This window comes from Ensifer sp. GW823-FHT05D09, assembly GCF_058795755.1.
The window spans coordinates 255,472-282,412 of the sequence record NZ_JBXAIA010000004.1 but is presented as its reverse complement, the minus strand read 5'-3'; the positions used below and the strand labels follow the sequence as shown (position 1 = coordinate 282,412).

At 61.7% G+C, this 26,941-nt stretch carries 24 protein-coding genes; 11 read left to right on the top strand and 13 right to left on the bottom strand.

Translation table 11 applies throughout. The annotated features are described in order from the left end of the window. Window positions 1-10: 10 nt before the first annotated feature. Genes AC1Q80_RS15430 through AC1Q80_RS15420 form a run of 3 tightly spaced genes read right to left on the bottom strand, consistent with a single transcriptional unit; the run spans window position 11 to window position 3,879 of the window. Window positions 11-2,014, bottom strand: a complete 2,004-nt coding sequence (locus AC1Q80_RS15430; RefSeq protein ID WP_492360984.1) for an acetyl-CoA carboxylase biotin carboxylase subunit — start codon at window positions 2,012-2,014, stop codon at window positions 11-13. Window positions 2,015-2,044: 30 nt separating this feature from the next. Further along, window positions 2,045-2,335 (bottom strand): hypothetical protein, encoded by a 291-nt coding sequence (locus AC1Q80_RS15425; RefSeq protein WP_234941692.1) that lies wholly within the window; start codon window positions 2,333-2,335, stop codon window positions 2,045-2,047. A gap of 11 nt (window positions 2,336-2,346) precedes the next feature. Continuing rightward, complete coding sequence (locus tag AC1Q80_RS15420) at window positions 2,347-3,879, bottom strand: acyl-CoA carboxylase subunit beta (RefSeq protein ID WP_209789615.1); 1,533 nt, start codon at window positions 3,877-3,879, stop codon at window positions 2,347-2,349. A gap of 141 nt (window positions 3,880-4,020) precedes the next feature. Between AC1Q80_RS15420 and AC1Q80_RS15415 the strand changes: the two genes are divergently transcribed. The 4 genes from AC1Q80_RS15415 (at window position 4,021) to mmsB (ending at window position 8,833) form a co-directional block, all read left to right on the top strand. After that, complete coding sequence (locus AC1Q80_RS15415; protein ID WP_173421872.1) at window positions 4,021-5,439, top strand: helix-turn-helix domain-containing protein; 1,419 nt, start codon at window positions 4,021-4,023, stop codon at window positions 5,437-5,439. 223 nt (window positions 5,440-5,662) lie between these two features. Further along, window positions 5,663-6,805 carry an isobutyryl-CoA dehydrogenase gene (locus tag AC1Q80_RS15410; RefSeq protein WP_492360983.1) on the top strand — a complete coding sequence of 381 codons (1,143 nt, stop codon included), beginning with the start codon at window positions 5,663-5,665 and terminating at the stop codon, window positions 6,803-6,805. Window positions 6,806-6,817: 12 nt separating this feature from the next. Further along, window positions 6,818-7,882, top strand: coding sequence for an enoyl-CoA hydratase/isomerase family protein (locus AC1Q80_RS15405; protein ID WP_492360982.1), 1,065 nt, complete (start codon window positions 6,818-6,820; stop codon window positions 7,880-7,882). A gap of 54 nt (window positions 7,883-7,936) precedes the next feature. Continuing rightward, window positions 7,937-8,833 (top strand): 3-hydroxyisobutyrate dehydrogenase, encoded by an 897-nt coding sequence (gene mmsB / locus AC1Q80_RS15400; RefSeq protein ID WP_492360981.1) that lies wholly within the window; start codon window positions 7,937-7,939, stop codon window positions 8,831-8,833. Between the two features lie 73 nt (window positions 8,834-8,906). Here mmsB and AC1Q80_RS15395 read toward each other — a convergent pair whose 3' ends face one another. Continuing rightward, window positions 8,907-9,317, bottom strand: coding sequence for a tautomerase family protein (locus AC1Q80_RS15395; RefSeq protein ID WP_492360980.1), 411 nt, complete (start codon window positions 9,315-9,317; stop codon window positions 8,907-8,909). 105 nt (window positions 9,318-9,422) lie between these two features. On the opposite strand from AC1Q80_RS15395, the gene AC1Q80_RS15390 reads away from it, so the two are divergent. Then, window positions 9,423-10,286 (top strand): LysR substrate-binding domain-containing protein, encoded by an 864-nt coding sequence (locus AC1Q80_RS15390; protein WP_492360979.1) that lies wholly within the window; start codon window positions 9,423-9,425, stop codon window positions 10,284-10,286. A gap of 22 nt (window positions 10,287-10,308) precedes the next feature. On the opposite strand, the gene AC1Q80_RS15385 is transcribed toward AC1Q80_RS15390, so the two are convergent. Then, the gene (locus tag AC1Q80_RS15385) at window positions 10,309-11,058 is read right to left on the bottom strand and encodes an SDR family oxidoreductase (RefSeq protein ID WP_173421878.1); all 750 of its coding nucleotides are present in this window, start codon (window positions 11,056-11,058) and stop codon (window positions 10,309-10,311) included. 372 nt (window positions 11,059-11,430) lie between these two features. Here AC1Q80_RS15385 and AC1Q80_RS15380 point away from each other — a divergent pair, with 372 nt between their 5' ends. Together AC1Q80_RS15380 and AC1Q80_RS15375 are read left to right on the top strand one after the other, a co-directional pair. Further along, window positions 11,431-12,486, top strand: coding sequence for a GNAT family N-acetyltransferase (locus tag AC1Q80_RS15380; protein ID WP_492360978.1), 1,056 nt, complete (start codon window positions 11,431-11,433; stop codon window positions 12,484-12,486). A 72-nt stretch (window positions 12,487-12,558) separates the two neighbouring features. Continuing rightward, a complete protein-coding gene (locus AC1Q80_RS15375; RefSeq protein ID WP_492360977.1) occupies window positions 12,559-13,017 on the top strand; it encodes a GNAT family N-acetyltransferase in 459 nt (152 codons plus the stop codon). A gap of 133 nt (window positions 13,018-13,150) precedes the next feature. On the opposite strand, the gene AC1Q80_RS15370 is transcribed toward AC1Q80_RS15375, so the two are convergent. From AC1Q80_RS15370 to AC1Q80_RS15360, 3 genes are read right to left on the bottom strand one after another with little or no spacing between them, the layout of a single operon-like run. After that, the gene (locus AC1Q80_RS15370; RefSeq protein ID WP_492360976.1) at window positions 13,151-13,930 is read right to left on the bottom strand and encodes a class I SAM-dependent methyltransferase; all 780 of its coding nucleotides are present in this window, start codon (window positions 13,928-13,930) and stop codon (window positions 13,151-13,153) included. Then, the gene (locus tag AC1Q80_RS15365; RefSeq protein WP_492360975.1) at window positions 13,923-15,284 is read right to left on the bottom strand and encodes an NAD(P)-binding protein; all 1,362 of its coding nucleotides are present in this window, start codon (window positions 15,282-15,284) and stop codon (window positions 13,923-13,925) included. The genes AC1Q80_RS15370 and AC1Q80_RS15365 overlap by 8 nt, the downstream gene beginning before the upstream one ends. Before the next feature lie 30 nt (window positions 15,285-15,314). After that, the gene (locus AC1Q80_RS15360; RefSeq protein ID WP_492360974.1) at window positions 15,315-16,316 is read right to left on the bottom strand and encodes a GNAT family N-acetyltransferase; all 1,002 of its coding nucleotides are present in this window, start codon (window positions 16,314-16,316) and stop codon (window positions 15,315-15,317) included. A gap of 357 nt (window positions 16,317-16,673) precedes the next feature. Here AC1Q80_RS15360 and AC1Q80_RS15355 point away from each other — a divergent pair, with 357 nt between their 5' ends. The 3 genes from AC1Q80_RS15355 (at window position 16,674) to AC1Q80_RS15345 (ending at window position 20,587) form a co-directional block, all read left to right on the top strand. Then, a complete protein-coding gene (locus AC1Q80_RS15355) occupies window positions 16,674-17,717 on the top strand; it encodes a Gfo/Idh/MocA family protein (RefSeq protein WP_492360973.1) in 1,044 nt (347 codons plus the stop codon). Between the two features lie 109 nt (window positions 17,718-17,826). Next, window positions 17,827-18,957: a DegT/DnrJ/EryC1/StrS family aminotransferase gene (locus AC1Q80_RS15350; RefSeq protein ID WP_492360972.1), complete on the top strand. Its 1,131-nt coding sequence runs from the start codon at window positions 17,827-17,829 to the stop codon at window positions 18,955-18,957. After that, window positions 18,947-20,587 carry a glycosyltransferase gene (locus AC1Q80_RS15345; RefSeq protein ID WP_492360971.1) on the top strand — a complete coding sequence of 547 codons (1,641 nt, stop codon included), beginning with the start codon at window positions 18,947-18,949 and terminating at the stop codon, window positions 20,585-20,587. Before AC1Q80_RS15350 ends, AC1Q80_RS15345 begins: the two co-directional genes overlap by 11 nt. 47 nt (window positions 20,588-20,634) lie before the next feature. Here the strand turns inward: AC1Q80_RS15345 and AC1Q80_RS15340 are convergent, their stop codons facing one another. The 3 genes from AC1Q80_RS15340 to AC1Q80_RS15330 form a co-directional block, all read right to left on the bottom strand. After that, window positions 20,635-21,411, bottom strand: a complete 777-nt coding sequence (locus tag AC1Q80_RS15340; protein ID WP_176353417.1) for an ABC transporter substrate-binding protein — start codon at window positions 21,409-21,411, stop codon at window positions 20,635-20,637. Window positions 21,412-21,540: 129 nt separating this feature from the next. Next, window positions 21,541-21,936, bottom strand: coding sequence for a VOC family protein (locus AC1Q80_RS15335; RefSeq protein ID WP_492360970.1), 396 nt, complete (start codon window positions 21,934-21,936; stop codon window positions 21,541-21,543). Window positions 21,937-22,030: 94 nt separating this feature from the next. Further along, entirely contained in the window at window positions 22,031-22,939 is a 909-nt protein-coding gene (locus tag AC1Q80_RS15330; RefSeq protein WP_492360969.1) for a DMT family transporter, read from the bottom strand. A gap of 449 nt (window positions 22,940-23,388) precedes the next feature. On the opposite strand from AC1Q80_RS15330, the gene AC1Q80_RS15325 reads away from it, so the two are divergent. Then, complete coding sequence (locus AC1Q80_RS15325) at window positions 23,389-24,492, top strand: DUF475 domain-containing protein (protein ID WP_492360968.1); 1,104 nt, start codon at window positions 23,389-23,391, stop codon at window positions 24,490-24,492. Window positions 24,493-25,000: 508 nt separating this feature from the next. On the opposite strand, the gene AC1Q80_RS15320 is transcribed toward AC1Q80_RS15325, so the two are convergent. Next, the gene (locus tag AC1Q80_RS15320; protein WP_173421891.1) at window positions 25,001-25,168 is read right to left on the bottom strand and encodes a hypothetical protein; all 168 of its coding nucleotides are present in this window, start codon (window positions 25,166-25,168) and stop codon (window positions 25,001-25,003) included. A gap of 253 nt (window positions 25,169-25,421) precedes the next feature. Beyond that, the gene (locus AC1Q80_RS15315; protein ID WP_173421892.1) at window positions 25,422-26,939 is read right to left on the bottom strand and encodes a tripartite tricarboxylate transporter permease; all 1,518 of its coding nucleotides are present in this window, start codon (window positions 26,937-26,939) and stop codon (window positions 25,422-25,424) included. Window positions 26,940-26,941 lie beyond the last annotated feature (2 nt).

Below are 26,941 nucleotides of genomic sequence, written 5' to 3'. Positions count from 1 at the left end.
CCGGCAGCTCCTATTCGAATTCCATGATCAGTTCGTCGACCGCAAGGCTGGCGCCGGCTGCGACCGCGACACGCTTGACGGTCGCGCGCTTTTCGGCGCGCAGGATGTTTTCCATCTTCATCGCCTCGACGATTGCCAGCGACTGGCCGGCCTCAACGGTGTCGCCTGCCTTGACCGAGACCGAGGTGATGACGCCGGGCATAGGGCAGAGCAGCATCCTCGATGTGTCCGGCGGCAGCTTCTTCGGCATCAGCTTGGCCAGTTCGGCGACGCGCGGGCTTCTGACCCGGGCGACCACGTCGATGCCGCGCCAGCGCAGCCGGATCGCGGTGCCCGTCAGTTCCACCTTCACGCTCATCGGCTGATTGTCGATGTTGAAGGTGGCAAGCGTGCGGCCCGGCGCCCAGTCACCGGCGATCGAGGCGGATGTGCCGTCCTTGAAGCGGACATAGGCGCCGTCGGCCGAGGCACCCGATGTCAGCGGAAAGGTCATGTCGGCGAGCGTGACGACCCAATCGTTGCCAACAATGCGGCGGTGGTTGCCGATGGTGCCGGAAATCTGGCTGGCACGTTCCTGCAGGACCTGGTTGATCGACACGGCGATGGCCGCCAGCTTGCGCGCGGAGGTCTCGTCAGGCGTCACGCCATGAAAGTCGTCGGCGAATTCCTCCGCGATGTAGGCGGTCGTTAGACGGCCGTCGCGAAAGCGCTGCTGCTGCATCACGGCCGAAAGGAAGGGCAGGTTGTGGCCAATGCCTTCGACCTCGAACCGGTCGAGCGCATCTGCCATGGCCTCGACCGCGGTCAGGCGGTCCGGCCCCCAGGTGCAGAGCTTGGCGATCATCGGGTCGTAATACATCGAGATCTCGCCGCCTTCGAAGACCCCCGTGTCGTTGCGCGTCACCGTGCCGTCGTCATCCGTGCCCTCGGCCGGTGGGCGATAGCGCGTCAGGCGGCCGATCGAGGGCAGGAAGTTGCGATAAGGATCTTCTGCGTAGAGTCGGCTCTCGATCGCCCAGCCATTGAGCTTCACGTCCGTCTGGCCGAAGCTAAGTTTTTCGCCTGCGGCGACGCGGATCATCTGCTCGACCAGATCGAGGCCGGTGATCAGTTCGGTGACCGGATGCTCGACCTGCAGGCGGGTGTTCATCTCGAGGAAATAGAAGTTGCGGTTGCCGTCGACGATGAATTCGACCGTGCCGGCCGAGTGATAGCCGACGGCCTTCGACAGCGCCACGGCCTGTTCGCCCATGGCCTTGCGGGTGGCTGCGTCGAGGAACGGCGAGGGGGCCTCCTCGATGACCTTCTGGTTACGGCGCTGGATCGAGCATTCGCGCTCGCCGAGATAGAGCGTGTTGCCGTGCTTATCGCCGAGCACCTGGATTTCGATATGGCGCGGCTCGGTCACGAATTTTTCGATGAAAATCCGGTCGTCGCCGAAGGAATTCTTCGCCTCGTTCTTCGAGGACTGGAAGCCCTCGCGCGCTTCCTGATCGTTCCAGGCAATGCGCATGCCCTTACCGCCGCCACCGGCCGACGCCTTGATCATCACGGGATAGCCGATCGATCCGGAGATCTTGACGGCTTCGTCGGCATCGGCGATCAGGCCCATGTGGCCGGGAACGGTGGAGACGCCGGCTTCGGCTGCAAGCTTCTTCGAGGTGATCTTGTCTCCCATCGCCTGGATGGCGCCAACCGGCGGGCCGATGAAGGCAACGCCTTCCTTCTCCAGCGCTTCGGCGAAAGCGGCATTTTCCGACAGGAATCCATAGCCGGGATGGACGGCATCGGCACCGGTCTTGCGGATCGCCTCGATTATCCTGTCGATGACGATATAGGACTGTGCCGAAGGCGAGGGGCCGATATGGACGGCTTCGTCGGCCATGCGCACATGCATGGCGTCGCGGTCGGCGTCGGAGTAGACGGCGACGGTGGCGATGCCGAGCTTCTTCGCGGTCTTGATGACGCGGCAGGCGATTTCGCCACGGTTGGCGATGAGGATCTTCTTGAACATGCGTCTCTCTTTCAAATCCTGGATGTCGCGTCAGCGTTTGAATTTGCGCCGATAGGGCAGGAGCGCGATGGACGATGCCGCAACAGCGCCGCCGAAGAGCAGCGCGAAGGGCACGACGACCATGGCCGTGGCGAGAATGGGGCTGCTGGAGCGGGCGATATGGGTGCCGACCGCGCCGATGTTGAGCCAGATCAGCACGCCGGCGACCGTTGCCCCGGTCGCGATGCCATAGAGCGCGTTGACGCCCATGTAGCGCAGCATTTCGCGGTGGTCGCGGCGGGCCTCTTCCGGCGTCATGATGCGTTCGCGTTCCGGCTCCATGGTTGCCTCCATCATAGGGGGATCGTGTCGTGCTTGCGCCAGCGGACGTCGACCTGCTTGTTGCGGAGTGATGCGAAGGCTCGGGCGATCCGGCGGCGCGAGGAGTGCGGCATGATCACCTCATCGATGAAGCCGCGCTCGGCGGCCACGAACGGGTTGGCAAAACGCTCCTCGTACTCCCTGGTGCGCGCCGCGATCTTCTCGGCGTCGCCGAGTTCGGATCGGTAGAGGATCTCGGTCGCGCCCTTTGCGCCCATGACGGCAATTTCCGCTGTCGGCCAGGCATAATTGACGTCGGCGCCGATATGCTTGGAGGCCATGACGTCATAGGCGCCGCCATAGGCCTTGCGCGTGATCAGCGTCACCATCGGCACGGTCGCCTGGCTATAGGCAAACAGCAGCTTGGCGCCATGCTTGATGACGCCGCCATATTCCTGGGCGGTCCCAGGAAGGAAGCCGGGCACGTCGACCAGAGTCAGGATCGGGATCGAGAAGGCATCGCAGAAGCGCACGAAGCGGGCGGCCTTGCGCGAACTGTCAATATCGAGGCAGCCGGCGAGCACCATCGGCTGGTTGGCGACGACGCCGACGGTCTGGCCCTCCATGCGGATGAAACCGGTGATGATGTTGCGGGCGAAACTCTGCTGCAGCTCGAAGAAGTCGCCTTCGTCGGCAAGCGCTAGGATCAGTTCCTTCATGTCGTAGGGTTTTGCCGCGCTGTCGGGAATGAGGCTGTCCAGCCGCCGTTCCAACCGCGACGGATCGTCGTGAAATGGCCGCACCGGAGGCTTTTCGCGGTTGTTGAGCGGCAGGAAATCGAAGAGCAAGCGCACGTGCTCCAGCGTCTCGATGTCGTTTTCATAGGCCGCATCGGCGACAGAAGATTTTTTCGTGTGCGTGCCGGCGCCGCCAAGCTCTTCCGCGGTGACGATCTCGTTGGTGACGGTTTTCACCACGTCGGGGCCGGTGACGAACATGTAGGAACTGTCGCGCACCATGAAGATGAAGTCGGTCATGGCGGGCGAATAGACGGCGCCGCCGGCACAGGGGCCCATGATCACCGAGATCTGGGGAATGACGCCCGATGCCTCGGCATTGCGACGGAAGACTTCGGCGTAGCCGGCAAGCGAGGCAACACCCTCCTGGATGCGGGCGCCGCCACTGTCGTTGAGGCCGATGACCGGCGCGCCGTTCCTGACCGCCATGTCCATGATCTTGCAGATCTTCTGTGCGTGCGTTTCCGACAGCGAGCCGCCGAGCACGGTGAAGTCCTGCGAGAAGACATAGACCTGCCGGCCGTTGATCGTGCCCCAGCCGGTGACGACGCCGTCGCCAGCGACCTTCTGGCTGTCCATGCCGAAGTCGACGCAGCGATGAGTGACGTACATGTCGTATTCTTCGAAGGAATCGTCATCGAGCAGAACCTCGATGCGCTCGCGCGCCGTCAACTTGCCCTTGCCGTGCTGGGCGTCGATGCGGCGCTGGCCGCCGCCGGCCCTTGCCTCCGCCCGGCGAGCTTCGACCTGTTCGAGTATGGCGCGCATAAATCCCTCCCGGTTTTTCCGTGATTGTGCAGAGGCGTTTGTCGCTTCGCAATAGCGTCGAAGGCCGGATGGTAAAACGGCCGTTCATGTGCAAATGTGAAATAGAGAATATTGCGAAATGTAAATTGCAAAGTTGCGAACATGGCGATCGGCAAACTCTATATAGGCCGCAAGGTCCGGGAAGTCAGGGATGCGAACAAGGCGACGCAGGGGCAGTTTGCCGAGCGCATCGGCATCTCGACCAGCTACCTCAACCAGATCGAGAACAACCAGCGGCCGGTGTCGGCCTCGGTGCTGCTGGCGCTTGCCGAGAAGTTCCAGATCGACATCGCGGAATTGTCGACCGGCGAGGGTGACAGGCTGCTGTCGGCGCTGTCGGAAGCCTTGAGCGACCCGCTGTTCGAGACTTATTCGCCCAGCCTGCAGGAACTGAAGCTGATCACCCAGAATGCGCCAGGGCTGGCGCATGCGCTGATCAGTTGCCACCAGGCCTATCGCCGCAACAGCGAGCAGCTTGCCAGCATCGACGACACCCTCGGCCGCGGCGGCCCATCGGTGGAGACGACGCCCTATGAAGAGGTGCGCGACTTCTTTCATTTCGTCGACAACTACATCCATGACATCGACGTTCTCGCCGAGCGGTTGGCCGGCGAGCTCGGGCTTGGCGAGAGCGACAATCATGCCGCTCTTGTCGCCTATCTCGAGCAGCGCCATGGCGTACGGGTTCTACGCGGTGCTGCCGGCGACGAAGCGATCCGGCGCTACGATCCGCGCGCGCGTCTTTTGACGCTGAACCCCTATGCTCCGGCGCCGACCCGCGACTTTCAGCTCGCGCTTCAGATCGCCCAGCTGCATGCGCGTGAAGAGATCGACCGGGTGGCCGGTGCTGCCGGATTCCGCACCGAGGAAGCCTACGAGATCTGCCGCATCGGGCTGCAGAACTATTTCGCCGGCGCGCTGATCCTGCCCTACCAGGCCTTTCACAAGGCAGCGCGCGAGCTCAGGCACGATGTCGAACTGCTGGCGACGCGTTTCGGCGCGTCACTCGAGCAGGTCTGCCACCGGCTGTCGACGCTGCAGCGCCCAGGGCAGAAGGGCGTGCCGATCTTCTTTGCCCGCATCGACCGGGCCGGCAACATCACCAAGCGCCACAGTGCGGCCAAGCTGCAGTTTGCGCGCTTCGGTGCCGCCTGTCCGCTCTGGAACGTGCATCAGGCCTTCGAGACGCCCGGTCGCATCATTCGCCAGTTGGCCGAGACGCCTGACGGCGTGCGCTATCTCTGCCTGGCCACCCAGATAACCAAAGGGGGGGGCGGTTTTCGTGCGGCCCAGCCGCGCTACGCCTTGGCGCTCGGTTGCGAAATCTCCTACGCCGACGCCTTCGTCTATGCCGACGATCTCGATCTCGGCAACCGCGCGGCCTTCGATCCGATCGGCATTTCCTGCCGGATCTGCGAGCGGACGAAATGCGCCAGCCGGGCTGTGCCGCCGCTCAAACGAAGGCTGATCGTCGACCATGACTTGCGCGGCGCTCTGCCGTATCGTCTCAGCGAGACCTGAAGAAGTTAGGAAGGGCTCTGTTCGTTTTTGAACAGAACCTGTGAGAAGTTGCACCTGTGACTGTACGGAATTTGGTGTAACTAGCCCCAATCGCCGACAGCACCGCGCATCTGAGACGCGCAAAGGTCGCTGTGGGATTGTGAGTTGCTGCATGTTTTTCTCCTTTGATCGGCTACGATCAAAGGAAACATGCAGCGGGTATGCGGTCAGGGAGGACATGCATATGGATTTTCGCCTGTCAGAGGAACAGGAAGCCATCCGTCAGATGGCGCTCGATTTTGCGCGCGACGAACTGGCGCCCAATGCGATCGAGTGGGACCAGGACAAACACTTTCCGGTCGACAAGTTGCAGGCGGCAGCCGCACTCGGCATGGCCGGCATCTATGTGCGCGACGATGTCGGCGGCACGGGCCTGACACGGCTTGACGCCGCGATCATCATCGAGGCCTTGGCAACGGGCTGCCCGGCGGTCGCCTCCTTCGTCTCCATTCATAACATGTGCACCGGCATGATCGACCGCTACGGCAGCGAAGAGCAGCGCCAGCGGCTGCTGCCGAAGCTGCTGACAATGGAAACGCTGGCAAGCTACTGCCTGACGGAGCCGGGATCCGGTTCCGATGCGGCGGCGCTGAAAACCAAGGCGGTGAAGGACGGCGACAGCTACGTCCTGACCGGCCAGAAGCAATTCATCTCCGGCGCCGGCGTGTCCGGCCTCTATGTCATCATGGCACGAACCGGCGAGGATGGTCCCAAGGGCATCTCGACGTTTGTGGTGGAGAAGGATGCGCCGGGCCTTACCTTCGGCGCGAACGAAAAGAAGATGGGCTGGCACGTGCAGCCCACCCGTGCCGTGATGCTCGACGGTGTGCGTGTCCCGGCTGAAAATCGGCTCGGTGCCGAGGGTGATGGCTTCAAGATCGCCATGGGCGGTCTCGACGGCGGCCGGCTCAATATTGCCGCTGCCTCGCTCGGCGGCGCGCAGGCGGCCTTCGATCGGGCGCTTGCCTATGTTCAGGAGCGCCGCGCCTTCGGCAAGGCGATCGGCGAGTTCCAGGCGCTGCAGTTTCGCCTCGCCGACATGGCGACCGATCTCGAGATTGCCCGCACCTTCCTCTGGCGCGCGGCCTCGGCACTCGACGCCGGCGATCCGGAAGCAACCAAGCTCTGCGCCATGGCCAAGCGGTTCGTCACCGATCGCTGCTTTGCCGTTGCCAACGACGCGCTGCAACTCCATGGCGGCTACGGCTATCTCGCCGACTACGGCGTCGAGAAGATTGTCAGGGACCTGAGGGTGCACCAGATACTCGAGGGCACCAACGAGATCATGCGACTGATCGTAGCGCGCTCGATCATCGGCCGGAAATAGGAAGGGTCTTTCATGGAAATGCAGGCGGCAGCACCTGAGGTCATCGTCGAGCGCCAGGGCGCCATCGGCCGTATCAGGCTCAATCGCACAAGGGCGCTGAACAGCCTCAACGTTCCGATGATCCGGTTGATCGCCGAAGCGCTGACGGAGTTCGAAAATGACCCCTCGGTCGCAGCCGTCATGGTGACGGGGGAAGGCGAGCGCGGGCTTTGCGCCGGCGGCGATATCCGCATGATCTACGAGAGCGGGCGCGAGCGGCCGGCCGAAGGCGCGCAGTTCTGGCGTGAGGAGTTCGTCGTCAACAGCCGGATCTCCGCCTACTCCAAGCCCTACATCGCCATCATGGACGGCATCGTCATGGGCGGCGGCGTCGGCATTTCGGCGCATGGCAGCCACCGCATCGTCACCGAGCGCACCCGGCTCGCCATGCCGGAAACCGGCATCGGTTATTTCCCGGATGTCGGCGCCACCTGGCTTTTGCCGCAAGCACCTGGCGAATTCGGTACCTATCTCGGTCTCACGGGTCGCGACATTGCTGCGGCGGACGCGATCCATGCGCGGCTTGCCGATCACTATGTGCCGGCCGCCAAGCTCGATGGACTGTTCTCAATCCTTGGTGGACTGTCGGCCTCAGCCAGCGCAGCGGACGTCGATAATGCAATTCGAAGCGTTGCCGAGGAGGCGTCGGCCTCATCGCTGGCGCCTCATCTCAAGGCAATCGATCGTTGCTTTGCCTTCGACACTGTCGAGGAAATCCTTGCGGCTCTGGAGGCCGAAGACAGTGACTTCGGTTGGGAGACACTGGCGCTGCTTCGCTCGCGCTCGGCCTTGAGCATGAAGCTGACGCTCGATCTCCTGCGCGCGGGACGCCGGAGCGCCTCGCTCAACGAATGCCTGGAACGGGAGTACTCGGCCACGCTCGGCATGCTGTCCAATCCCGATTTCTATGAGGGCGTGCGCGCCGCCGTCATCGACAAGGACCGCAATCCGAAATGGTCGGTCGGGCTATCCGACGTGACCGAGGAAATGCGCGCGCGCTTTGCGAACCGGGATCACCTGCCATTGTTTGTCGCCTGAGGGAGCGTCGGCTCCAATCGGCGTCGGTCGAACTGCATTTCAGGAGGAGTGAAGATGACGAAGATCGCCTTTATCGGGCTTGGCAACATGGGCGGCCCAATGGCTGCGAATCTGGTGAAGGCCGGTCACGCGGTGACCGGGTTCGACCTGTCGGAGGCATCGCGCACCGCCGCCGCCAAGACGGGTGTTTCGGTTGCAGGCTCGATCGCGCATGCGGTGCGTGAGGCCGAATGCGTCATCACCATGCTGCCGGCCGGCGCGCACGTGCTTTACGTCTGGGACGAATTGCTCGGCTTCGTCGACCCCGGCACGCTTTTGATCGACAGCTCGACCATCGACGTCGACAGCGCCCGTAAGGCGCATGCGCTGGCGGAAAAGGCCGATTGCCGTTCGCTCGACGCACCCGTCTCCGGCGGTACAGGCGGCGCTGCCGCAGGCACGCTGACCTTCATGGTCGGTGGCGCCGACGACGCCTTTGCCCGCGGTAAACCACTGCTCGATGCCATGGGCAAGAAGATCGTTCATTGCGGCGACGTGGGGGCGGGGCAGGCGGCAAAGATCTGCAACAACATGATCCTCGGCATTTCGATGGCCGGCGTCTGCGAGGCCTTTGTGCTCGCCGAACGTCTCGGCCTGTCGCATCAGGCGCTGTTCGACGTGGCCTCGACCTCGTCCGGCCAGTGCTGGTCGCTGACGACCTATTGCCCGGTGCCGGGCCCGGTGCCAACATCGCCTGCCAACAATGATTACAAGCCGGGCTTCGCCGCCAGCCTGATGCTGAAGGACCTGAAGCTGTCGCAACAGGCGGCAAGCACATCAGGCGCCTCGACGCCGATGGGCGCCCAGGCCGCGCAGCTTTACTCGATGTTCGAAAAGCTTGGCCACGGCGGCGAGGATTTTTCCGCGCTCATTCATTTGCTGCGCGGCAATGACGAGGCAAAGCCCGGCTGATCAGACCTTAGAGGAACGGCGCCGCTGCGAAGCGACGCCGTATGTCCTTTGTCCCGGTCTCAAGCGCTGACGGTTAAACCGCAGCCTTGAGCTTGTTGCTGATGTAGCGAAACTCCTGCGTCTTGCCTTCGAAGCCGTAAGCGGCGGCGGAGACTTCATGCACGAGGATGTAGCTTTCCGAGTGCACATTGCCGAGCAGTTGCTGGAAGCCGGCAAAGACCGCCTCAAGATAACCCGCCATCTCCTGTTTGGTGTTGGTGCCATCCACAACCTTGATATCGAGCCAGAAGCTGTTGGCGCCCTGGTCGGCGAGTGAGCGGCCACCGGCGAACCAGTGCACCGGATCGGCGTAGGTGACGACGATTGCCGTGATCGTCGGGTCCTTGTGCAGATGCTTGGCTGTCAGTTCGCTCACAGTGGCAGCTATGCGCTGGGAAAGGGCAGGGTCGGCCTTGCCTGTGACGGTGACATTGATGATGGGCATGGTGGGCTCCGTGTGGTGCGGGTTGGTGTTGACGCCAATGTCGCACTCCTGTTTCTCAATAAAAATCGAATTGTTTTGCATTTATGATTCGATTATCATGAAGTTATGCAGACGCTTGACCCTGACCTGTTGCGCACATTCCTGGCCTTTGCCGAAAGCGGCTCGCTCACGCACGCGGCGACCGTGGTCGGGCGTACCGCATCTGCCGTCACAGCGCAGATGCAACGGCTGGAGGCCGTTATCGGGGAAGAGCTGCTGGCTCCTTCCGGCCGCGGCCGCGTGCTGACGCCGGCTGGCGAAGATGTCGTGGTGCAGGCTCGCAAGATTCTCGATGCGCATCGCGACGCCTGGCTCAGCCTCAAGGGCGCGCGCACCGACGGCCGCGTTTCACTCGGCTGCACCCAGGATTTTGCCGACAGCACGCTGCCGATGCTGTTGCAACAATTCGCACGCGCTCACCCGCGTGTGCGGTTGGACCTGCGCGTGGGCCGCTCGAAAGAACTCGTGAGCCAGTACGATCAGGGTGCGGTAGACGTGATGATCATCATGCGGCAAAGCGCGGCGGCTGACGAAGTCGCGGTATTGCGCGAGCCCATGCTCTGGCTGTGCGCATCGCCGAATGTGATGCCCCTCGATGAACAGCTGCCGCTCGCCGTGCTCGATCCGCCATGCGGTTTCCGTTCCGCGGCCATCGACGCGCTTGAGGGAAATCATCGGCCTTACAGGATAGCGGCGACAAGCCCTAGCCTCTCCGGGCTTCGCGCTGCGGTTCGGGCCGGGATCGCGATGACGGCGAGAACGGCGCGCTTTGTCGGGGATGGTGTGGCGATCGCGCCGGAAAGGTTGGCGCTTCCGGCTTTGCCCGACGCCGAATTCAGCCTGCGTCTCAAACGGAATGCGGAAAGGTCCGCGACCACGCTCGCGGACCTGCTTGCCGATGGGCTTTCAAAAGCGGTCGCTGCGCCCTGACCGTCAGTGCCAACGCGATGGGTTACATCTGCACGGTCATGCCACCATCGACCGTCAAGGTGATGCCGTTGACGAAGCTTGAGGCCGGCGAGGCCAGGAAGACGGCTGCAGTGGCTATCTCTTCCGGCCTACCCCAGCGCTTCAACGGGATGCGGACATCGATGAATTGCTGCAGCACCGGATCGGCGGCAAGTGCCGCGTTGGTTTCTGTTGCGAACCAGCCTGGAGCGATGGCGTTGACAGTCAGGCTGTCGGAACCGAGTTCGACCGCAAGCGAGCGGGTCAATGCACCAAGCCCGCCTTTGGCCGCGGTATAGGCAGGATCGCCGGAGCGTGCGGCAAAGGCGGCGATCGAGGTGACGAAGATCAGCCGTCCGGCGTTCGATCGTCGGAGATAGGGCAGCGCCGCCCTAGCCATACCGTAAGCGGCAGTGAGATCGGTGTTGATGAGGGCGGCAAAGCCGGCCGCATCCATGTCGTCGGTACCGCGCCGATCGCGCTCGCCGACGGCGTGAATCAGAATATCCAGCCTCCCGGTGCTGCGTGTCGCCGCGGCCAATATCTCTGCTGCATCCGTGGCGATATCGCCCGGCGCCACCTCGAGCATGATGCCTTCGCTCTCGACCCGATCGCGCGCTGCCTCCAGCGCCAACCGGCCACGACCATTGATCGCCACCGATGCGCCCGCCTTGGCGAGTGCCTTTGCCATCTCGAGGCCAAGTCCACGGCCACCGCCGGTAACCAGTGCGGTTTTTCCGCTGAGATCGAACATCTGTACCTCGATGACCTTGTTGTTTGTCTGTCAAAACTCAGCCAAGTCTCAACAATCGACCTTTAGCGCGTGTCGGTGTCTTCGCCAACCGGTGGAGATGTCGGCGACGCGGCCGCAGCAGGCACTGTCGTTTTGCTGCCGGCGACGACGGGTGTATCCGATATTGCATTTGCACGCCCCGGTAGATTGTGGCATCACGCGCGGGCGCGCCCTGACCGACGGCGCACGAGAAGAGAGAGGTAACAGGATGGTTGTTTCCAACGCCGCCCCCCGGCAGGCACAAGCCGGATCGAAGGGGAATGACGTGGTCGTTCCTGCCCTCTCAACTGTCGGAGGCGGTACCAGCCGCTGCCGCGACAGGATTGTTTTCTCATGTATAAACTCGAGCAAAAGGCCTACTCGGTCGCTCAACCACTTCTGAACACATTGTCCACCCAACACGTTGCCGTTGCCGCGGTGTTGGATGGCACGCTCACCGGAGATATTTGGATCGATGACAGGGTCGATCCGGCGGTTGCCCTCTTGGCAAACGGCGACGCCTTCTACCTCGCGGGTGACCCGGGTCGAGGCTCGGGGAGCTTTGCTGACCTTGGTCGTGAAATCCCTGCCTGGGCCTATCTATTCGTCGACGATCCCTGGGTCGGCCTCCTGGATCGGGTCTGGTCCAATGCGTTTGCCCGGCCGCATCCCCGCATCAGGTTTGGTTTGGCCTATGGCCGGCAGCCTGAAGCTGCAGGTTTGCCGGAAGGCTTCCGCCTGGCGCCGATCGATCGAGCGCTGGTCGAAGCCGCTCCGGGCAATGTCGACACGGTCACGGATCTCTTCGAGGATTGGCCCTCGGCCGATGATTTCCTGCAAAAGGGTGTCGGTTTCTGCATTCTTCATGATGGCGACATCGTCAGCCATTGCGCGACCGACAGCGTGAGCGGCGACAGATGCGAACTGGGTGTCGGCACCGAGCCGGATTTCCGACGGCTGGGGCTGGGCGGGATTGCCGCTGCTGCCACCATCTCGGAGTGCGTCAACAGAGGCATCCACGGGATCGAATGGCACACCCATGCATCCAACAAGGGCTCCATCGCCATCGCAAGGAACGCCGGACTGGTCGAGACCGACAGGCATTTCGCCTACAGCGGCAACCTGCCCGCCGAAAACATTGGCGACCTCGATGCTGCGACCTGCAAGGACTGGGCACTCCACCTTGAAAAGGCCAGTTTAGAAATCGGCTGGTACCGTTTTCATGCGGCCGGTGCCTGGGCCCTAATCGGGGAGCGCGATCGGGCGCTGGCCAATATCGGCAAGCTGGTCGAGGGCGGTTGGGAAGGCGAAGCCGAGTGGCTTGAAGGCTACTGGGCCCTGGCATCGCTGATCGATGATCCGCAATTTCAGTCGGTTGTCGCACGCCAGCGGCAGGCGCAGGCCGATTGATCATAGAATCGGTCGCGCTCCGAGCGGAGCGCGGCCATTTCCGCGCCGAAAATGGGAGCGACAGGCAGCAGGATGACGGATGTATCGACGTCTGAGATTATGTTTCGGCGCTTTACGAATGAGAACCTTGGAGCCTATCGCGCCTGGTTCGCTGACGCCGAAATCGCCCGCTTCCTCTCGTATCCGACTGACGATTGGTTCGCGCATGTGACAGGCAGCGTGAATGCGCGGTGCTGGGCTGCAATTGCCCCTGATGGGGTGATGCTCGCGGAAATCCAGGTCGACCGGGACGAAGACGGTGTCGGCCATATCGAGTTGGCGGTGCGGCCGGATCTCCGGGGAAAGGGGTACGGAAAGCGGATCCTGCTGGCCTTCTTGAGCGGACCGGGCAGTGTCTTTGCCGAGCTCCATGCCCACGTCGAGATTGACAACGCGGCAAGTCTTTCCTGCTTCCAGAGGTGCAACTTCGTTGTGGCCGCTGAGCAGGACGACGACGAGTTTTGCCTGATGGCCTGGCGGCCCGGAAACTAAAGCGGGCCGCGATCCTTCAAGCCTTTATGGTGCAGTCGTCGAGCACTCACGCTTTTGCGCAGCCATCGCACGCCTGTTGAAGTGCCGAGGATAGTCGTTCATCGCTGACCGCGAATTCGTCTCCAACGCTGTCCTAAAGTTTGCGGGCGAAGACCGCGATCTCCGCAGCGTTCTCCGGGAAACGTTGGCCGAGCCGGACCAGTCCTTCAATCGTGTTGTTGCCGACGATGTCGAGAACCTCGCCCATCTGGCCATTGGAGAACGGCTTGAACATGTAGCCCGAGAACGCGAGTTCGCCGAAGCCGGCTTCAACGACCATCTTCTCCAGCGTCTCCCGGTGGAAGACATTGGGCTGCCCGAGTTCGACGTTCCTCTCCGAGAGTTGCGTTGGCGATTGCATCAGGCCCATTTCGACGCCGAGCAGGCGATGAAACGACAAAGCGTTCGGCACGCTGACCAGCAGCGATCCGCCGCGCTTCAGAAGTGCGTTGGCGGCCGACAACATGGTCTGCGGGTTGGTTGTTTCGTGCAGCAGGCCCGATAGCAGAACGGCGTCAAATCCCTCCGGCATTCTCGCCTTTGCCGCGTCGACCCGCTCTTCGAGATAGCCGCGCTCAAGATGGAGCTTGTCGATGGACGCGCGCTTTCGCTCGATCAGGTCGGCATAGAACGAAGGCTCTATCACGAGCCAGTTTTCGATGGACGAGCCGGCGAAATCGAAGCGATCTATCAGCAGATCCGGGCCGCAACCGACCTCGACGACGGACGCCGGCGAAAACGTGTCGAGGAACTCCAGGCAGTTGTCCTGGCGGGCAGTGATGAGATGCCGCTCGAACGCCATGTCGACGAGATACTTCTGGGCATATTCCTCGGCGCCAATCAATTTGGACGCAGTGGCAATGGCGTCAGGCATAGGTCTCGGCTCCAATTGTAGTTTTGATTGCCAATGCGGCTTCCTGGATAATTCCGTCAAGGAAAGGCGTGCCCGCCGAACGGCCGACAAAGCGCAAATTGGGGATGTGTTCGAGGGTATCGCGCTTCAGTTGTGCTGTTGCCTTGCCGTAGTCGACGGTCGGCACAGGTATGATATTGCGATAGAGATCGCTGTGGTTGCCGAGAACGGTGGCCCCGGCATCGATGATGCCGCATCGTCTGCATTCATCCAGCGCGGCACCTGCAAGGTCGGCCGGCAAGAGTTCGTCAACGAGGTGTTCGAAGGTTATGATGTGGCTGTCGAGCGCGATATCACCGATGTTGTCGTGGAAGATGGCGCGGAAGAAGGCCGGGTGACGGTTGAAGTTCAGCGCATATTCGGCCTGATGGCTGACGGGCCGGTCCACGAGCGCGTGGGAGATCTGCAAATGTCGGAACCGGGGAAGGGCGCCGGGAGAGACACCCATGGCGCGGGCGACGAGTGCAGGCGCGATGGTGCTGATAACGCCTGCCGGGCGGATGACCTCGCCGGACCGCAGCACGATGCGCTCCACGCGCTGCGTGACAGGTGCGCGGTGAATCTCCTGCACCGCGTCGTTGAACAGGAATGTCACGCCGTCTGCGGCGAGGCTCTGCTGCAGGGCATTGATCCAGGTCGAAATGCCGCCGCTCTGCGGACGCAGGAACTGCCGCGCAGAATTTTTGGGCAAGTCGCTGTAGCGTGCATGCGCGATGCGCCCGGCGAGAGCCTCGTCCTCCAGCAGTCTCGACGTTGCCTGATGGTCCCCGGCGATCAGGCGGCGCGGCAGGAACCACTTGACGGCATTCGGTGCCAACTCAGACAAATCCGTTTCAAAGAGCCCGAGCACGGCGTCGCGAACGAGGCCGTTTGTCAACGTCGGCCCGAACCAGTTCAGGCTGTAGTCTTCGGCATTGCCGGCATTTTCGACCGGTTTCGTCGCACGCATCTCGTCGAGCGCAGCGCTCAACTGCGCCCCCAGCACGGTCGTATCGAGGCAGGAGCTTTCGGAATTGAAGCTGTCTGCGGTTATGGCGCTCTCGCGCGGCCAACCGTCGTAGTAGACCCAGGAAAACTGGAAGTCGGGGCGGTGGAAGACCGCATCGTCGATCGACTTCGTTCCCGAAAGAACCGGGAGCCGCAGACCGGCATCCAGCCTGTGCGACCGCCCGCCGAGTTCGACGGCGGTCGACTTCCAAAGCCCGCCTGCCGAAGCGCTGGCCTCAACCACGGTTACCGAAGCGCCTTGCGCCCTTGCAAGCGCCGCGCACACGAGCCCTGCGACGCCGGCTCCGATGACAACGAGTTCGGTCATGTCAAACCTTCCAGATCCTGAGCCACATTGTCATGATGCAAAACCCGCATCCACATTCGCCAGTTGCTCCAGATCGACGTCGAAGTGCCAGTGCACTGCGACGCCGGAGCCGAAACGCAGCTTCTGCTTCAGCAGGTTGGTGTTGATCGCGTATCCATCCGACAGGGTGTTGATGCCGAACGACATCACCTTGAAGCTGCTGGCCGCTGTCGCGTCGATCACGCCCGCCAACAGGTAGTCCACGGCGCCGAGTTCTCGTCCGCGCGGGTTGGAGGCGATGTATTGGGTGTGGAGCGTTTCGGCGTTGTAGGCAAAACACCATGTTCCGGCGAGAATTTCGCCGTCGGGCCCGTAAGCAAGCCACAGCTGGTTTTCGCCCTCGAGGCGCCGGCGCAGATCGAGCATTTCGGCGAGGCTGTGCACCGGCACGGTCGAGTGTCGCTCCTGCAGGTTGCTGGACAGCAGCGTGTGGAAAGCAACCCAATCCGCTTCCTGTTGGGCTTGCCGTAGCTCTACGCCTTTGCGTTCGGCGGCTTTGATCGAGGCGCGCCGTTTGGCGGAAAAGGCGTAGGCTCGGTCGATCCGAATGAAACTCCAGAGGTCGGCCCGGCGCACGGTTCCTGTTCTCAAAAGCAACCTCAGATCGCTTTCATCGAATTGTTGTCCGAAGATCGCCGGCACGGTCTTGTAGACGAGCTTGCGATAGCCTCGCTCAAGCAGCGTCCCGGCAACGGCTGAAAGGATGCTGGCCCGCTCCGAAGGGTCGATCACGCTGGCGATCAAGCCGCCGAATGTGCTTCCCGGATGCGAGGCAACGACATCCGTGGCATTCGGTGCGCGCGCCAACGGAATGGCCGCCTTCAGCCGAACGCCGGGATCGCTCCAGACGCACAGGCTTTCGTCCTTGAAGCGCTCGCCATGATATTCGAGAAACCGACGGCTGTGCATGATCGTGCCGACTTGCGTCGTCGGCACGAAGCCGTCCCAGGCCTGCTTGACGCTGTCGTCGTAGGACGTGATGTGATGAACCATGCGCAGTTTCGCCGCTATAGAGTTTCCGCTGACCTTAACGCTTGGCTCGCGGCATCGGTCGGTGATGACGTCCCAAGAGAAGCGAACGGCAAATCTCCGCCGGTCCGTCCATCTCGCAACGTTCTCCGAAATGTTTCCAATTCGGAATATTACTTATGAATTCATAGTCTTGGTGCGGCGACTGCGATTGCGTTTCGAGGTCTGCCGCAATCGCGTTGTATTGGCGCAATCTTTTGCCAGGCTTTCCTTCGCTGAGTATTCGACCCTCTATCATCAATAGGAAAATTAGCCGCGTTCAGGCCGGGACAAGCTTTGTGATCCAGTTTGGGGCGCATAGTTTTCTTGATGGATGGGAATATGATCAAGGTCGCATTGTTTGGAATGGGATATTGGGGGCGAAACCTATTCCGGGTGATTTCCAGCAACCCTGGCCTCCAGTTGGCCGCTGTTGTTGATCCCGCGCCTGGTCTGCAGGAAAGACTGGCGGCATCTCACCCGAACGTCAAAGTCTACCCCGACGCGGCGCCGGTGATGGCCGACGGCGATATTGATGCGGTTGTCATCGCGACGCCGGTTGCCTCGCACTACGATCTTGCGCGCGCGGCGCTCGACGCCGGCAAGCATGTCATGGTCGAGAAGCCCATGTGCAGCTCGAGCGACGAAGCGGCCGATCTCGTTTTCCGCGCTGCCGCCCGGGGGCTGACCCTGATGGTGGACCACACGTTCCTCTTCCATCCGGCCGTCATGAAGCTCGCCGAGTTCGTGCATTCCGAGGCGCTTGGCCGCATTTCCTACTTCGATTCGCAGCGCGTCAATCTCGGCTTGTTTCAGCCCGACGTGAATGTCCTGTGGGATCTGGCTCCGCACGATCTGTCGATCATCGACTATCTGTTCCAGCACGAACCGGTCGAGATCGAGGCAAGCGGCTATTGCCACGTCAACCCGACCTCTCCTGATATCGCCTACCTGACGTTCCACTATCCCGGATCGATGGTTGCCCATCTCAACCTCAGCTGGATGTCTCCGGTCAAGGTGCGGCGCATCGCCGTCGGCGGCAGTGCCCAGATGGCGGTCTGGGACGATCTCAATCGCGAAGAGCCGCTCAAGGTCTACGATTCGGGTATTACCTTCCAGTCGGAGCAGGAACGTCACATGATCCTGCCAAGCTACCGTATCGGCTCGGTGCATTCGCCACGCCTTGCGGGATCCGAGCCGCTGGTGGACGTGCTCGAGCATTTCCGCCGGGTCATGCTGGGGCAGGAGCGATGCAAGACGGACGGACGCCTCGGGCTCCGGGTCGTGCGCACCCTCGAGCAGGCGCAGGCCAAGCTGGACTTCAGTCTGCGGCGCGTTCGCAACGGACTGGCGGCCCAGCAGGCAAGTGTCGTCGCGGCGGAATGAGATCCGGCCGATCCGGCGCCTTTTGCAGAATCAACATTTATCAGCGTCGATTGCCTTCCCGACCGCGGCCGGTCGGGCAGGTGCTCGAGTGCAAGGGAAAGAGACATAGATGAACGCGCATTCCACAGTGCCCTTCGTGGACCTGTCGATCCAGTGGAACCAGATTCGTAGCAGCGTCTTGCCTGATATGGAGCGCCTGTTCGAAGCGAGCGCCTTTTGCCTCGGCCCTTGGGCAAAGGACTTCGAGCAACGGATCGCCGAGTATCTTGGCGTACGGCATGCGGTGGCCGTCAGCAGCGGCAGCGCAGCCCTGCACGTGGCCGTGATCGCTGCCGGAATTGTCCCTGGCGACAAGGTCCTGGTTCCGACCCACACCTTCATCGGCACGGTCTGGGGTCTCATCTATGCCGGAGCCATCCCGGTGTTCTGCGACGTCGAGGCAGGCGCCGGCACAATTGACGTGCGCGATGCCGAAAGCAAGCTGGACGAAAAGGTGAAGGCGATCATACCGGTTCACCTCTATGGGCAGCCGGCCAACATGGCGGCGGTTCTCGACTTCGCCCGACGTCACAAGCTTCTGGTGATCGAGGACGTGGCGCAGGCGATCGGCGCCCGCTACGATGGGCAGTCGCTGGGCTCTCTCGGAGACTTTGGCTGCTTCAGCTTCTATCCCGGAAAAAACCTTGGCGCAGCCGGCGAGGGCGGCCTTGTCGTCACCAATGACGATCGCAGCGCCGACGCGATGCGGGCGTTGCGCGACCACGGTCAGGCGCAGCGCTACGTTCACCAGATGATCGGCTACAACTACCGCATGGATGGTATCCAGGCGCTGGTGCTCGGGCACAAGCTCGCCCATCTCGACGATTGGACGAACCAGCGGCGGCAGGTAGCCCAGCGCTACGCCGAGGGTCTGGCGGGGCTTCCCTTGACGCTGCCGGAGATTGTCCACGGCGACCACGTGTTCCACCTCTACGTCGTCCGCACACAGCAGCGCGATGCGCTCAAGGGGCATCTTGACGGACATGGCGTGCAGACGGGGCTTCATTACCCGATCCCGCTTCATAAGCAGCCATGTTTCGCAGACATGGCATCGGTGCAGGGCAGTTTCCCGGTTGCCGAAGACTATGCGGGCACGGCGCTGTCGCTGCCGATGTTCGCAGGCCTCACCCCGGACCAGCAGGATCGGGTCATCGATGCCGTGAGAAGCTTCTTCGAGCGAGGTGACGAAAATGGCCGCTAAATCGCCCCGCAGGCGGGTCCTGTGTGTCAGGCCGACGCCGAATCCGAACGCCGCACCTCTTTTGCGGAAGATATCGGATGAGTGGGTGCATGCGCTCGCTCTGCATTGCGACGTCGAAACGATCGAGCACGACTTCGATTTCAAAGAGGTCTGCGGCAGATTGAAGCCAGATTTCGTCGTTTTTGACGCCGTCCATTGGGTCCGTCCTCAACGTCTCAACATCACGAACATCGATGCATATGCGGAAATTCCGCGCGTCCTGTACCTCAATTGCGATCCCCATGATCCCATGAGGCCACTGCTTTTCGGCATGTTGGATGCCTACCGCATCGAAGCGATCTTTTGCGGCATCGAGCATTTACAACACACACCGGAGTTGGAGCGCTTTCCCTGCTATCTCCTGCCTCTGTTCGTCGATAGCAAGATATTCAAGGATCACGCCGTCGAGAAAACGATCCCGATCGCCATCTTCAGCGGTCACCTGTTCCCGGCCTTTTACCCTTGGCGCGCGAAGATCACGCAGGAAATACAACATTTCTTGCCAACGCTGATCTACACGCATCCCGGCTATCAATCCGGCACGCCGGTCCCATTCGAGGTTCGTGATGAAAAATACGCTCGTCTGATATCGCAGAGCTACTTCTCCATCGCCGATACGACCCGGCTGGATTACGTGGTGCGAAAGCACCTGGAGATACCGGCAGCAGGTGCGATCCTGGTCGCGCCGGACTCCGAAGTCGTGAAGCGATATGGGTTCGTCGACCTTCAGAACTGCATTCTGGGTACGGGTGACGAACTCTACACGAAGATCGTTGCGGTATCCTCGAAGCCTGATGTGTACAACCGCATCAAGAACAACGGCTATCGCCTGATACAGGACAATTTCACGCGCAAGCAATGGACTTATCTGCTCGATTGGTACGAATGCCGCCTTGTGCGCAATTCTGGCGAAGTCACGCAGCAGACAAGGCAGTTTGGAAAGTTCAGGAATGTGCCGGCGAAGTCAGGCACGCCCGCGATCGAGAATTTCTCGCTTCACGACAATCCGATGTCGGCCATCCTGCGCGACGCCCGTGATGCGATTCTGATCGGCGACGATCTTGTCGAAACCCAGGCGGCCCTCAACGACGCAAGCCAATGGATCGGCCATATCGCCGAGCCGCCGTTCATGCTTGGCATTCTGGCCATGCTTCAGGGGCAGCTCGAGGATGCGATCGTCCTCTTCACCCGCAGAGGCAATGCGCAGGGCCGACTCGATCCGAACATGGGTCGTTTGGACCCGTGTGAAATCGCCTGGCTTCTGCTGCTGTCTGCGCTGTTGAACGACGCAGATCTGCGCGAAATGATGATGCGGCAGGCAGAAACCGTGCCTCATGTCAGCATTCGTCGCGTCATGTGGCTGATATCGGGACCGGTGCAGTGCATCGATTTCGAGAAGGCCGGCCTGGAAGGGCCGATGCATGGGGATTGCCTCTCCATTCATTGGTTTGGACAGGAAGATTTTCCGCAATGGCTCGCACTCATGGAGCGAGTCCTGGAAGGCTGCGGTCTCACCGACCAGGCTGCGATGATCCGCGTTCTGGCCGATGGCCTTTCCGGTATCGCCTCAGCGAAAGCGATAGCGGTGTAACCGGCTCGCCGGCCGCCGTGACGGCGGCCGGCCGCAGCGGGTCTGTCTTACTTCATCGTGTAGACGTCGACAGTGAAGTACTTGTCGTTGATCTTCTTGTAGGTGCCGTCGGCGCGGATTTCGTCGAGGGCCTTGTTGAGCTTTTCGCGCAGTTCGTTGTCGTCCTGACGCACGGCAATGCCGACGCCTTCGCCGACGAACTTCTTGTCGGTGATCGGCTCGCCGATGATTTCGCAGCAGGCCTTGCCGTCATCGTTCTTCGTCACCCAATCCAGAAGCGGCAGCATGTCGCCGACCTGAAGATCGAGACGGCCGTTGACCATATCGAGGTTGGCTTCGTCCTGCGTCGGATAGAGCTTGATCTCAGCGTCCGGATAGGTGGCGGCGATGAAGTCGGCCTGCGTGGTACCCGACTGCGCGCCGATCACCTTGCCCTTGAGGGCCTCGTTGGTAAACGTGGTGATCCCGGCGCCCTTTGGCGCTACATGCGTCATCGCCGCAAGATAATAGGGATTGGTGAAGGCGACCTGTTTCTTACGGTCCTCGGTGATGAACATCGAGGCGATGATGAGGTCGTATTTCTTGGCGAGAAGACCGGGGATGATGCCGTCCCAATCCTGCGCGACAACCTCGCACTCCGCCTTCATGCGCTCGCAAAGCGCTAACCCGATATCAACATCGAAGCCGCCGATCTTGCCGGCCGAATCGATGAAGTTGAAAGGCGGATAGGCGCCTTCGGTGCCGATCTTGATCTTGTCGGCGGCGCCGGCCGAACTTGCCGTTGCCATGACAGCCAGCGCGATCGCTGCAATCTGTTTTTTCATCGTCGTTCCCCTTGTTGGCGCATCATTCTTGATGCTTCCGGAGAACAGTATGTCCGGTCTTCCTATAAGCGAAATAGATAGGCGCGATAATCGGTATTGTTTCGATTGATTGTGATCGCCGTCAGGCGATCACTTGTAGCGTCCGTAGCGCTGCAGCACTTCGATCTTGTAGCCATCGGGATCGGTGATGAAGAAGAACCGCGCCAGGAGCGCACCGTCGCGATTGAATTCGACGATCTTGTTCGGGTTCAGTCCAGCCTCGGTCAGCCGCCTGTGTTCATTGTCGAGGTCGCCCACCGATAAAGCAAGGTGGCCGTAGCCATCACCGAGCGCATAGGGTTCGGTACGGTCCTTGTTGATGGTCAGCTCGAGCTCGAATTCGCTGTCTTCATTGCTGAGATAGACCAGCGTGAAGGTATCGAAGTCGAGCCGTTCGGCAACGGAAAGCCCGAATGCCACTTGGTAGAAGTCCAAGGACTTCTGCTCGTCGAGCACCCGGATCATCGAATGGATTGCCTTGGCCAAGTGAGCCTCCTTCAGCGTTGAGACGGGCGCGAGGTATCAGAGAAAGAAAGAGGATGGAACCCTTCCTCCCGAAGTGACGGTCGGCTGGGAGCTGTCAGATGTTCCGGCTCTGCCTCTTCAGCTGCTGCTCGCGGAAGAAGATGAAGAGGCCCGAGGCGACGATCAAGGCTGCACCGATGATTACGGTCGGGCGCGGCATGTCGCCGAAGAAGAACCAGCCGAAGACGACGGCCCAAAGCAGCAGCGTGTATTGTAGTGGAACCACCGTCGCCGCATCGGCGAGCTTCAGCGCGCGGTTGACCAGGATGTGCGCGAGCATCGCGACGATGCCGAGCATGCCGAGTTGAAGCACGGCTTCGCCATCGACGGGCGCCCAGCCGGCCGGATTGGCGGCAACGCCGACGAGTGAAAAGACGAGCGCGCCGATGACCTGCCAGAACACCAGTGTCGTATCAGGCGTCGAGCGCAGTGTCCGCCCCAGCATCAGCGCAAAGGCGAAGGCGGCACTGCCGACAAGCGCGATCAGGGCCGGCAGGCTGAACGTGTCCTTCGAAGGCTCAAGCGCGATCACCACGCCGGCAAAGCCGATGAGGATCGCCGTCCACCGTCTCCAACCGACCTTTTCGCCAAGCAGGAACGGCGAGGCGGCAGCAACATAGATCGGCGCTGCCAGCCAGTAGGTCATGGTGTCGGCGAGCGGCATATAGGCGACGGCGAAATAGAAGGCCGACGCGTCCACGGCAAAAAGCAGCGAGCGCAGCGCCTGGAGCCACGGCCGCTCGACCTGCAACATCGACCGCAGGCCGCGCTTGAGGATGAACGGCGAAAGCACGAGCAATGCTGCGATGCTGCGGATGACCATCAACTGGCTGACGGAGTAAGTTGCCACCAGCCATTTGCCCATGACGTCGTTGAGCGAAAACATCAGCATCCCCAAAAGCATGACGATGACGCCCGTCCGAGCGGCGTTCGGCGCGGTGGCAGAGGTGGCTATGATGGTCATCGGAGTGGCTTTCAAACGTGGTTCCCGTGCCTTTTGCACATTCCGTCGCGCCGATCCATCGCGCTCTGCGTATGGGACCATAAGTTTTACGAATGAATCCGTCTGGAGCCGCCTCCAACTTGCATCGAGGAATTCAATCGTGGAATGCCAGATCGGCCTGGGAGAGGTGGCGTTGCCTCTTGACGTTACGTGCGGCGCTGCTAGTTATGGGATGATCTCGCCGACCAGACATCGGACCGCGGGATGAACACTGGTGCCGGGCCCCTCTGGCGAGAGTTTTTACGGCGCTCTCGTGATGTCGGTACCGCCAGCAAATTAGCCGGCGGATTAGCTACCATGAAAACTGATCTCATGCCTAACGCATGTGCCCTTTCGGCCGTGCGTGTTTTCGTTTCCAAACCCAACTTCTTCTCGGAACCGGGCGTCGTGCGCTCGAAGGAGGCACGTCGATGACGCAGCCTCACACGCACGCAAGCTCGCTCGGCTACTTCAAGTGGGCCTTCATCGTCACTGTGGTCGGCCTGGTGCTCGGCGCCTGGCTTGGCTGGCAGTCCACCGGCACGATCGGTGGCATGGCGACCGTCTTCTTCATCTGCACCGTGTTGGCGGTTCTCGAAATCTCGCTGTCTTTCGACAACGCGATCGTCAATGCCAACAAGCTGAAGGACATGACCCCGGAGTGGCAGCATCGCTTCCTGACCTGGGGTATCATCATCGCCGTCTTCGGCATGCGCATCGTCTTTCCGCTGCTCATCGTCGTTATCGCGGCAAGCATCGGCCCGATCGACGCCATCATGCTGGCGGCGACCAAGCCGGAAGAATATGCCCGCATCATGAACGATGCGCATCTTCCGATCGCGGCCTTCGGCGGCACCTTCCTGATGATGGTCGGCCTCACCTACTTCTTCGACCATGAGAAGGACGTGCACTGGATTTCCTGGGTCGAAAGCAAGATGGCGCGCTTTGCCACGATCAAGGGCATCGAAATTGCCTTCGTGCTGGCGCTCATCCTCGGCTTCTCCAGGCTGCTCGATCCCGCTGAAGCGCATACCTTCGTCTATTCCGGCATCTACGGCCTCCTGACCTTCCTCGCCGTCGAGGTGATCGGCGGTCTGCTCGATGCGTCGCAGCAGACGCTGGACGCCGCGGCAAAGGGTGGCTTCGGTGCGTTCCTTTACCTCGAAGTGCTCGATGCGAGCTTCTCGTTCGACGGTGTTATCGGCGCATTCGCCCTGACGCAGAACCTCTTCATCATCGCCATCGGTCTTGGCATCGGCGCCATGTATGTGCGCTCGATGACGATCATGCTGGTGGAGAAGGGCACACTCAGCGAGTACCGCTACCTGGAACACGGCGCGTTCTACGCGATCCTCATCCTCTCGGTGGTGATGTACTTCCAGACGCTGGTGCATATCCCCGAAGTGATCACCGGCCTCGGCGGCGCTGCCCTGATCGGTATCTCGCTCTGGTCGTCGATCCGCTACAACAAGCGGGAGCGTCAGGCCGAGCTCAACGGCGAAGTAAGCCACGGTCAGGCGCGCGTTGAGGCGTAAGCGGCCTCGACCATACGCTTTCAAAGAAGGCCCCGGTGCGCTCGCACCGGGGCCTTTTGCGTCGGGGAACCGGCCATTGCGCCCACACAGATTGCCAAACGACCGTTATCCGGAGATAACCGGTCGATGATTTCAAGCGATCTGACGCGGGTCTTGGAAGAGGTTTACCGAGCGGGCGCCCACAGGGTGCCGGCCGACGACATCGATTGGCCGCAGGAGCTTCACGCGGCAGTCTTTCGCGCCTTGAACATGCAGTACATCACGAGACGAGAGATTGACGGTAGCGTCCGCTTTTCGCTGACGCAGGCGGGATACCGCGCAATTGATGCAGAGGTGCCTTGGGGGCGCATTCTGCGGCAGCGCATGCGCGACTTTGTCCGCGCGGCCACGGGGCGCTAGCAAGGCCAAACGCAGAAAAAGTAACGGCCCGCCATCTCTCGATGCCGAGCCGTCTCATCCTTGGGAGGATAGAGCGCCCTGTCGTGATGACGGGCGCTGGAAATCTCTGTTAGCTGCGGCCTGCATCCGGGAAATTGGCCGGGTCGATGCCCAGGGTGCGCAGGTCGCTTGCCTTCGGGCGGCGGTGGCCTTCGACAGCAGCGGCAGCAGCGCTAGCGGCGCCGAGAACTGCGAATGCGCGGCCGATGAAACCCTTGCGGTAAGTTGTGGTAGCCATCTCTTTGCTCGCTTTCGTTTTCTCTCTGATGAGCAAAAGATGGGGTTTGGCAGGTCTTTTTGCAATGCACAATTGGACACTCCAGCCATGCAACGGAAGCAGGCCCGGTCGACTGTCCATCGACCGGGCCTGCTGTTTGAGCCTTGGGAGGCTCCTGCATAACTCCCCAAATCGGGTTCGATTTTAGGAAGATCACGCAGAAGGTCAGAGCGTAGCCGCGCCGGCCCTGAACAGGCGCGACGCAGCAGGGCTGTTAGTCTTCGTTGGCTGCGAGCTGTGCCAGCACTTCGCCGCGTCCGCGAGCCCGGAGGATCAGCGGGATGATCAGGGCGGCAGCCGCAATCACCAGCAGCACGGCCGCGATCGGCGAGGTGAAGAGCACGCTGACGTCACCCTGGCTGATGGCCAGCGCCCGGCGGAGCTGCTGCTCGGCGAGCGGACCGAGGATCAGGCCGACGACGACAGGAGCGATCGGATAGCCGAAGACGCGCATGGCATAGCCGAGCAGACCGAAGGCTAGCAGCATGCCCAGTTCGTAGACCGACGGGTTGGCGCCGATGGTGCCGAGCGTCGCAAACATCAGAATGCCTGCATAAAGCCATGGCTTCGGAATGGTCAGCAGCTTTACCCAAAGGCCGATCAGCGGCAGGTTCAGGACCAGCAGCATGAAGTTGGCAATCAGCAGGCTGGCGATCAGGCCCCAGACGAGCTGCGGGTTGGTCGCAAACAACAGCGGGCCGGGCTGCAGGCCATACTGCTGGAAGCCGGCGAGCATGATCGCGGCGGTTGCCGTTGTCGGCAGGCCGAGCGTCAGAAGTGGGACGAGCGTGCCGGCGGCCGACGCATTGTTGGCAGCTTCCGGACCGGCGACGCCTTCGATGGCGCCATGGCCGAATTCTTCTGGGTGTTTCGCCAGGCGCTTTTCAGCCGCATAGGACAGGAAGGTGCCGATCTCGGCGCCGCCGGCCGGCATGGCGCCGATCGGGAAGCCGATGAAGGTGCCGCGAAGCCAAGGCTTCCACGACCGTGCCCAGTCGAGCTTGCTCATCCAGATCGAGCCACGCACGGCCTCGACCTTGTCAGGGCCCTTTTCGCCCTGAGCGGCGATGAACAGCGTCTCGCCGATCGCGAACATCGCCACGGCAAGTGTCGTGACCTCGATGCCGTCGAGCAGTTCCGGCACGCCGAAGGAGAGGCGGGCCTGTCCGGTCAGCTGGTCGATGCCGACGACGGAAAGCGCCAGACCGACGAAGAGTGCGGTCAACCCGCGAAGGGTGCTGTCGCCGAATGCCGAAGACACGGTCACGAAGGCGAGAACCATCAGCGCGAAATATTCGCGCGGGCCGAAGACCAAGGCGAGCTTGACGATATAGGGCGCGATGAAGGCAAGGCCGAGCGTCGCGATCAGGCCGGCAACGAACGAGCCGATGGCGGCGGTGGCAAGCGCTGGTCCGCCCCGTCCGGCGCGGGCCATCTTGTTGCCTTCGAGCGCGGTGACGATCGAGGCGCTTTCACCCGGCGTGTTGAGCAGGATCGACGTGGTCGAGCCGCCATACATGCCGCCGTAATAGATGCCGGCGAACATGATCAGCGAACCGGCGGGGTCAAGCTGGTAGGTGACGGGCAGCAGAAGTGCCACCGTCAGGGCCGGGCCGATGCCGGGGAGAACGCCGACGGCGGTGCCGAGCGTTACCCCGATCAGCGCGTAGAGCAGGTTCATCGGCTGGGCAGCAACCCACAGTCCCTGCAACAGGAATTCAAAAGTAGCCATGG

Excerpts from the sequence above, each read along its gene's own strand:
- AC1Q80_RS15375 (WP_492360977.1), top strand. The coding sequence starts at position 12,559 with ATGACGGATGTATCGACGTCTGAGATTATGTTTCGGCGCTTTACGAAT.
- AC1Q80_RS15430 (WP_492360984.1), bottom strand. The coding sequence starts at position 2,014 with ATGTTCAAGAAGATCCTCATCGCCAACCGTGGCGAAATCGCCTGCCGC.
- AC1Q80_RS15370 (WP_492360976.1), bottom strand. The coding sequence starts at position 13,930 with ATGCCTGACGCCATTGCCACTGCGTCCAAATTGATTGGCGCCGAGGAA.
- AC1Q80_RS15385 (WP_173421878.1), bottom strand. The coding sequence starts at position 11,058 with ATGTTCGATCTCAGCGGAAAAACCGCACTGGTTACCGGCGGTGGCCGT.
- AC1Q80_RS15350 (WP_492360972.1), top strand. The coding sequence starts at position 17,827 with ATGAACGCGCATTCCACAGTGCCCTTCGTGGACCTGTCGATCCAGTGG.
- AC1Q80_RS15330 (WP_492360969.1), bottom strand. The coding sequence starts at position 22,939 with ATGACCATCATAGCCACCTCTGCCACCGCGCCGAACGCCGCTCGGACG.
- AC1Q80_RS15380 (WP_492360978.1), top strand. The coding sequence starts at position 11,431 with ATGTATAAACTCGAGCAAAAGGCCTACTCGGTCGCTCAACCACTTCTG.
- AC1Q80_RS15405 (WP_492360982.1), top strand. The coding sequence starts at position 6,818 with ATGGAAATGCAGGCGGCAGCACCTGAGGTCATCGTCGAGCGCCAGGGC.
- AC1Q80_RS15390 (WP_492360979.1), top strand. The coding sequence starts at position 9,423 with ATGCAGACGCTTGACCCTGACCTGTTGCGCACATTCCTGGCCTTTGCC.
- AC1Q80_RS15345 (WP_492360971.1), top strand. The coding sequence starts at position 18,947 with ATGGCCGCTAAATCGCCCCGCAGGCGGGTCCTGTGTGTCAGGCCGACG.
- AC1Q80_RS15320 (WP_173421891.1), bottom strand. The coding sequence starts at position 25,168 with ATGGCTACCACAACTTACCGCAAGGGTTTCATCGGCCGCGCATTCGCA.
- AC1Q80_RS15410 (WP_492360983.1), top strand. The coding sequence starts at position 5,663 with ATGGATTTTCGCCTGTCAGAGGAACAGGAAGCCATCCGTCAGATGGCG.
- AC1Q80_RS15360 (WP_492360974.1), bottom strand. The coding sequence starts at position 16,316 with ATGGTTCATCACATCACGTCCTACGACGACAGCGTCAAGCAGGCCTGG.
- AC1Q80_RS15355 (WP_492360973.1), top strand. The coding sequence starts at position 16,674 with ATGATCAAGGTCGCATTGTTTGGAATGGGATATTGGGGGCGAAACCTA.
- AC1Q80_RS15340 (WP_176353417.1), bottom strand. The coding sequence starts at position 21,411 with ATGAAAAAACAGATTGCAGCGATCGCGCTGGCTGTCATGGCAACGGCA.
- AC1Q80_RS15325 (WP_492360968.1), top strand. The coding sequence starts at position 23,389 with ATGACGCAGCCTCACACGCACGCAAGCTCGCTCGGCTACTTCAAGTGG.
- AC1Q80_RS15415 (WP_173421872.1), top strand. The coding sequence starts at position 4,021 with ATGGCGATCGGCAAACTCTATATAGGCCGCAAGGTCCGGGAAGTCAGG.
- mmsB (WP_492360981.1), top strand. The coding sequence starts at position 7,937 with ATGACGAAGATCGCCTTTATCGGGCTTGGCAACATGGGCGGCCCAATG.
- AC1Q80_RS15420 (WP_209789615.1), bottom strand. The coding sequence starts at position 3,879 with ATGCGCGCCATACTCGAACAGGTCGAAGCTCGCCGGGCGGAGGCAAGG.
- AC1Q80_RS15365 (WP_492360975.1), bottom strand. The coding sequence starts at position 15,284 with ATGACCGAACTCGTTGTCATCGGAGCCGGCGTCGCAGGGCTCGTGTGC.
- AC1Q80_RS15395 (WP_492360980.1), bottom strand. The coding sequence starts at position 9,317 with ATGCCCATCATCAATGTCACCGTCACAGGCAAGGCCGACCCTGCCCTT.
- AC1Q80_RS15425 (WP_234941692.1), bottom strand. The coding sequence starts at position 2,335 with ATGGAGCCGGAACGCGAACGCATCATGACGCCGGAAGAGGCCCGCCGC.
- AC1Q80_RS15315 (WP_173421892.1), bottom strand. The coding sequence starts at position 26,939 with ATGGCTACTTTTGAATTCCTGTTGCAGGGACTGTGGGTTGCTGCCCAG.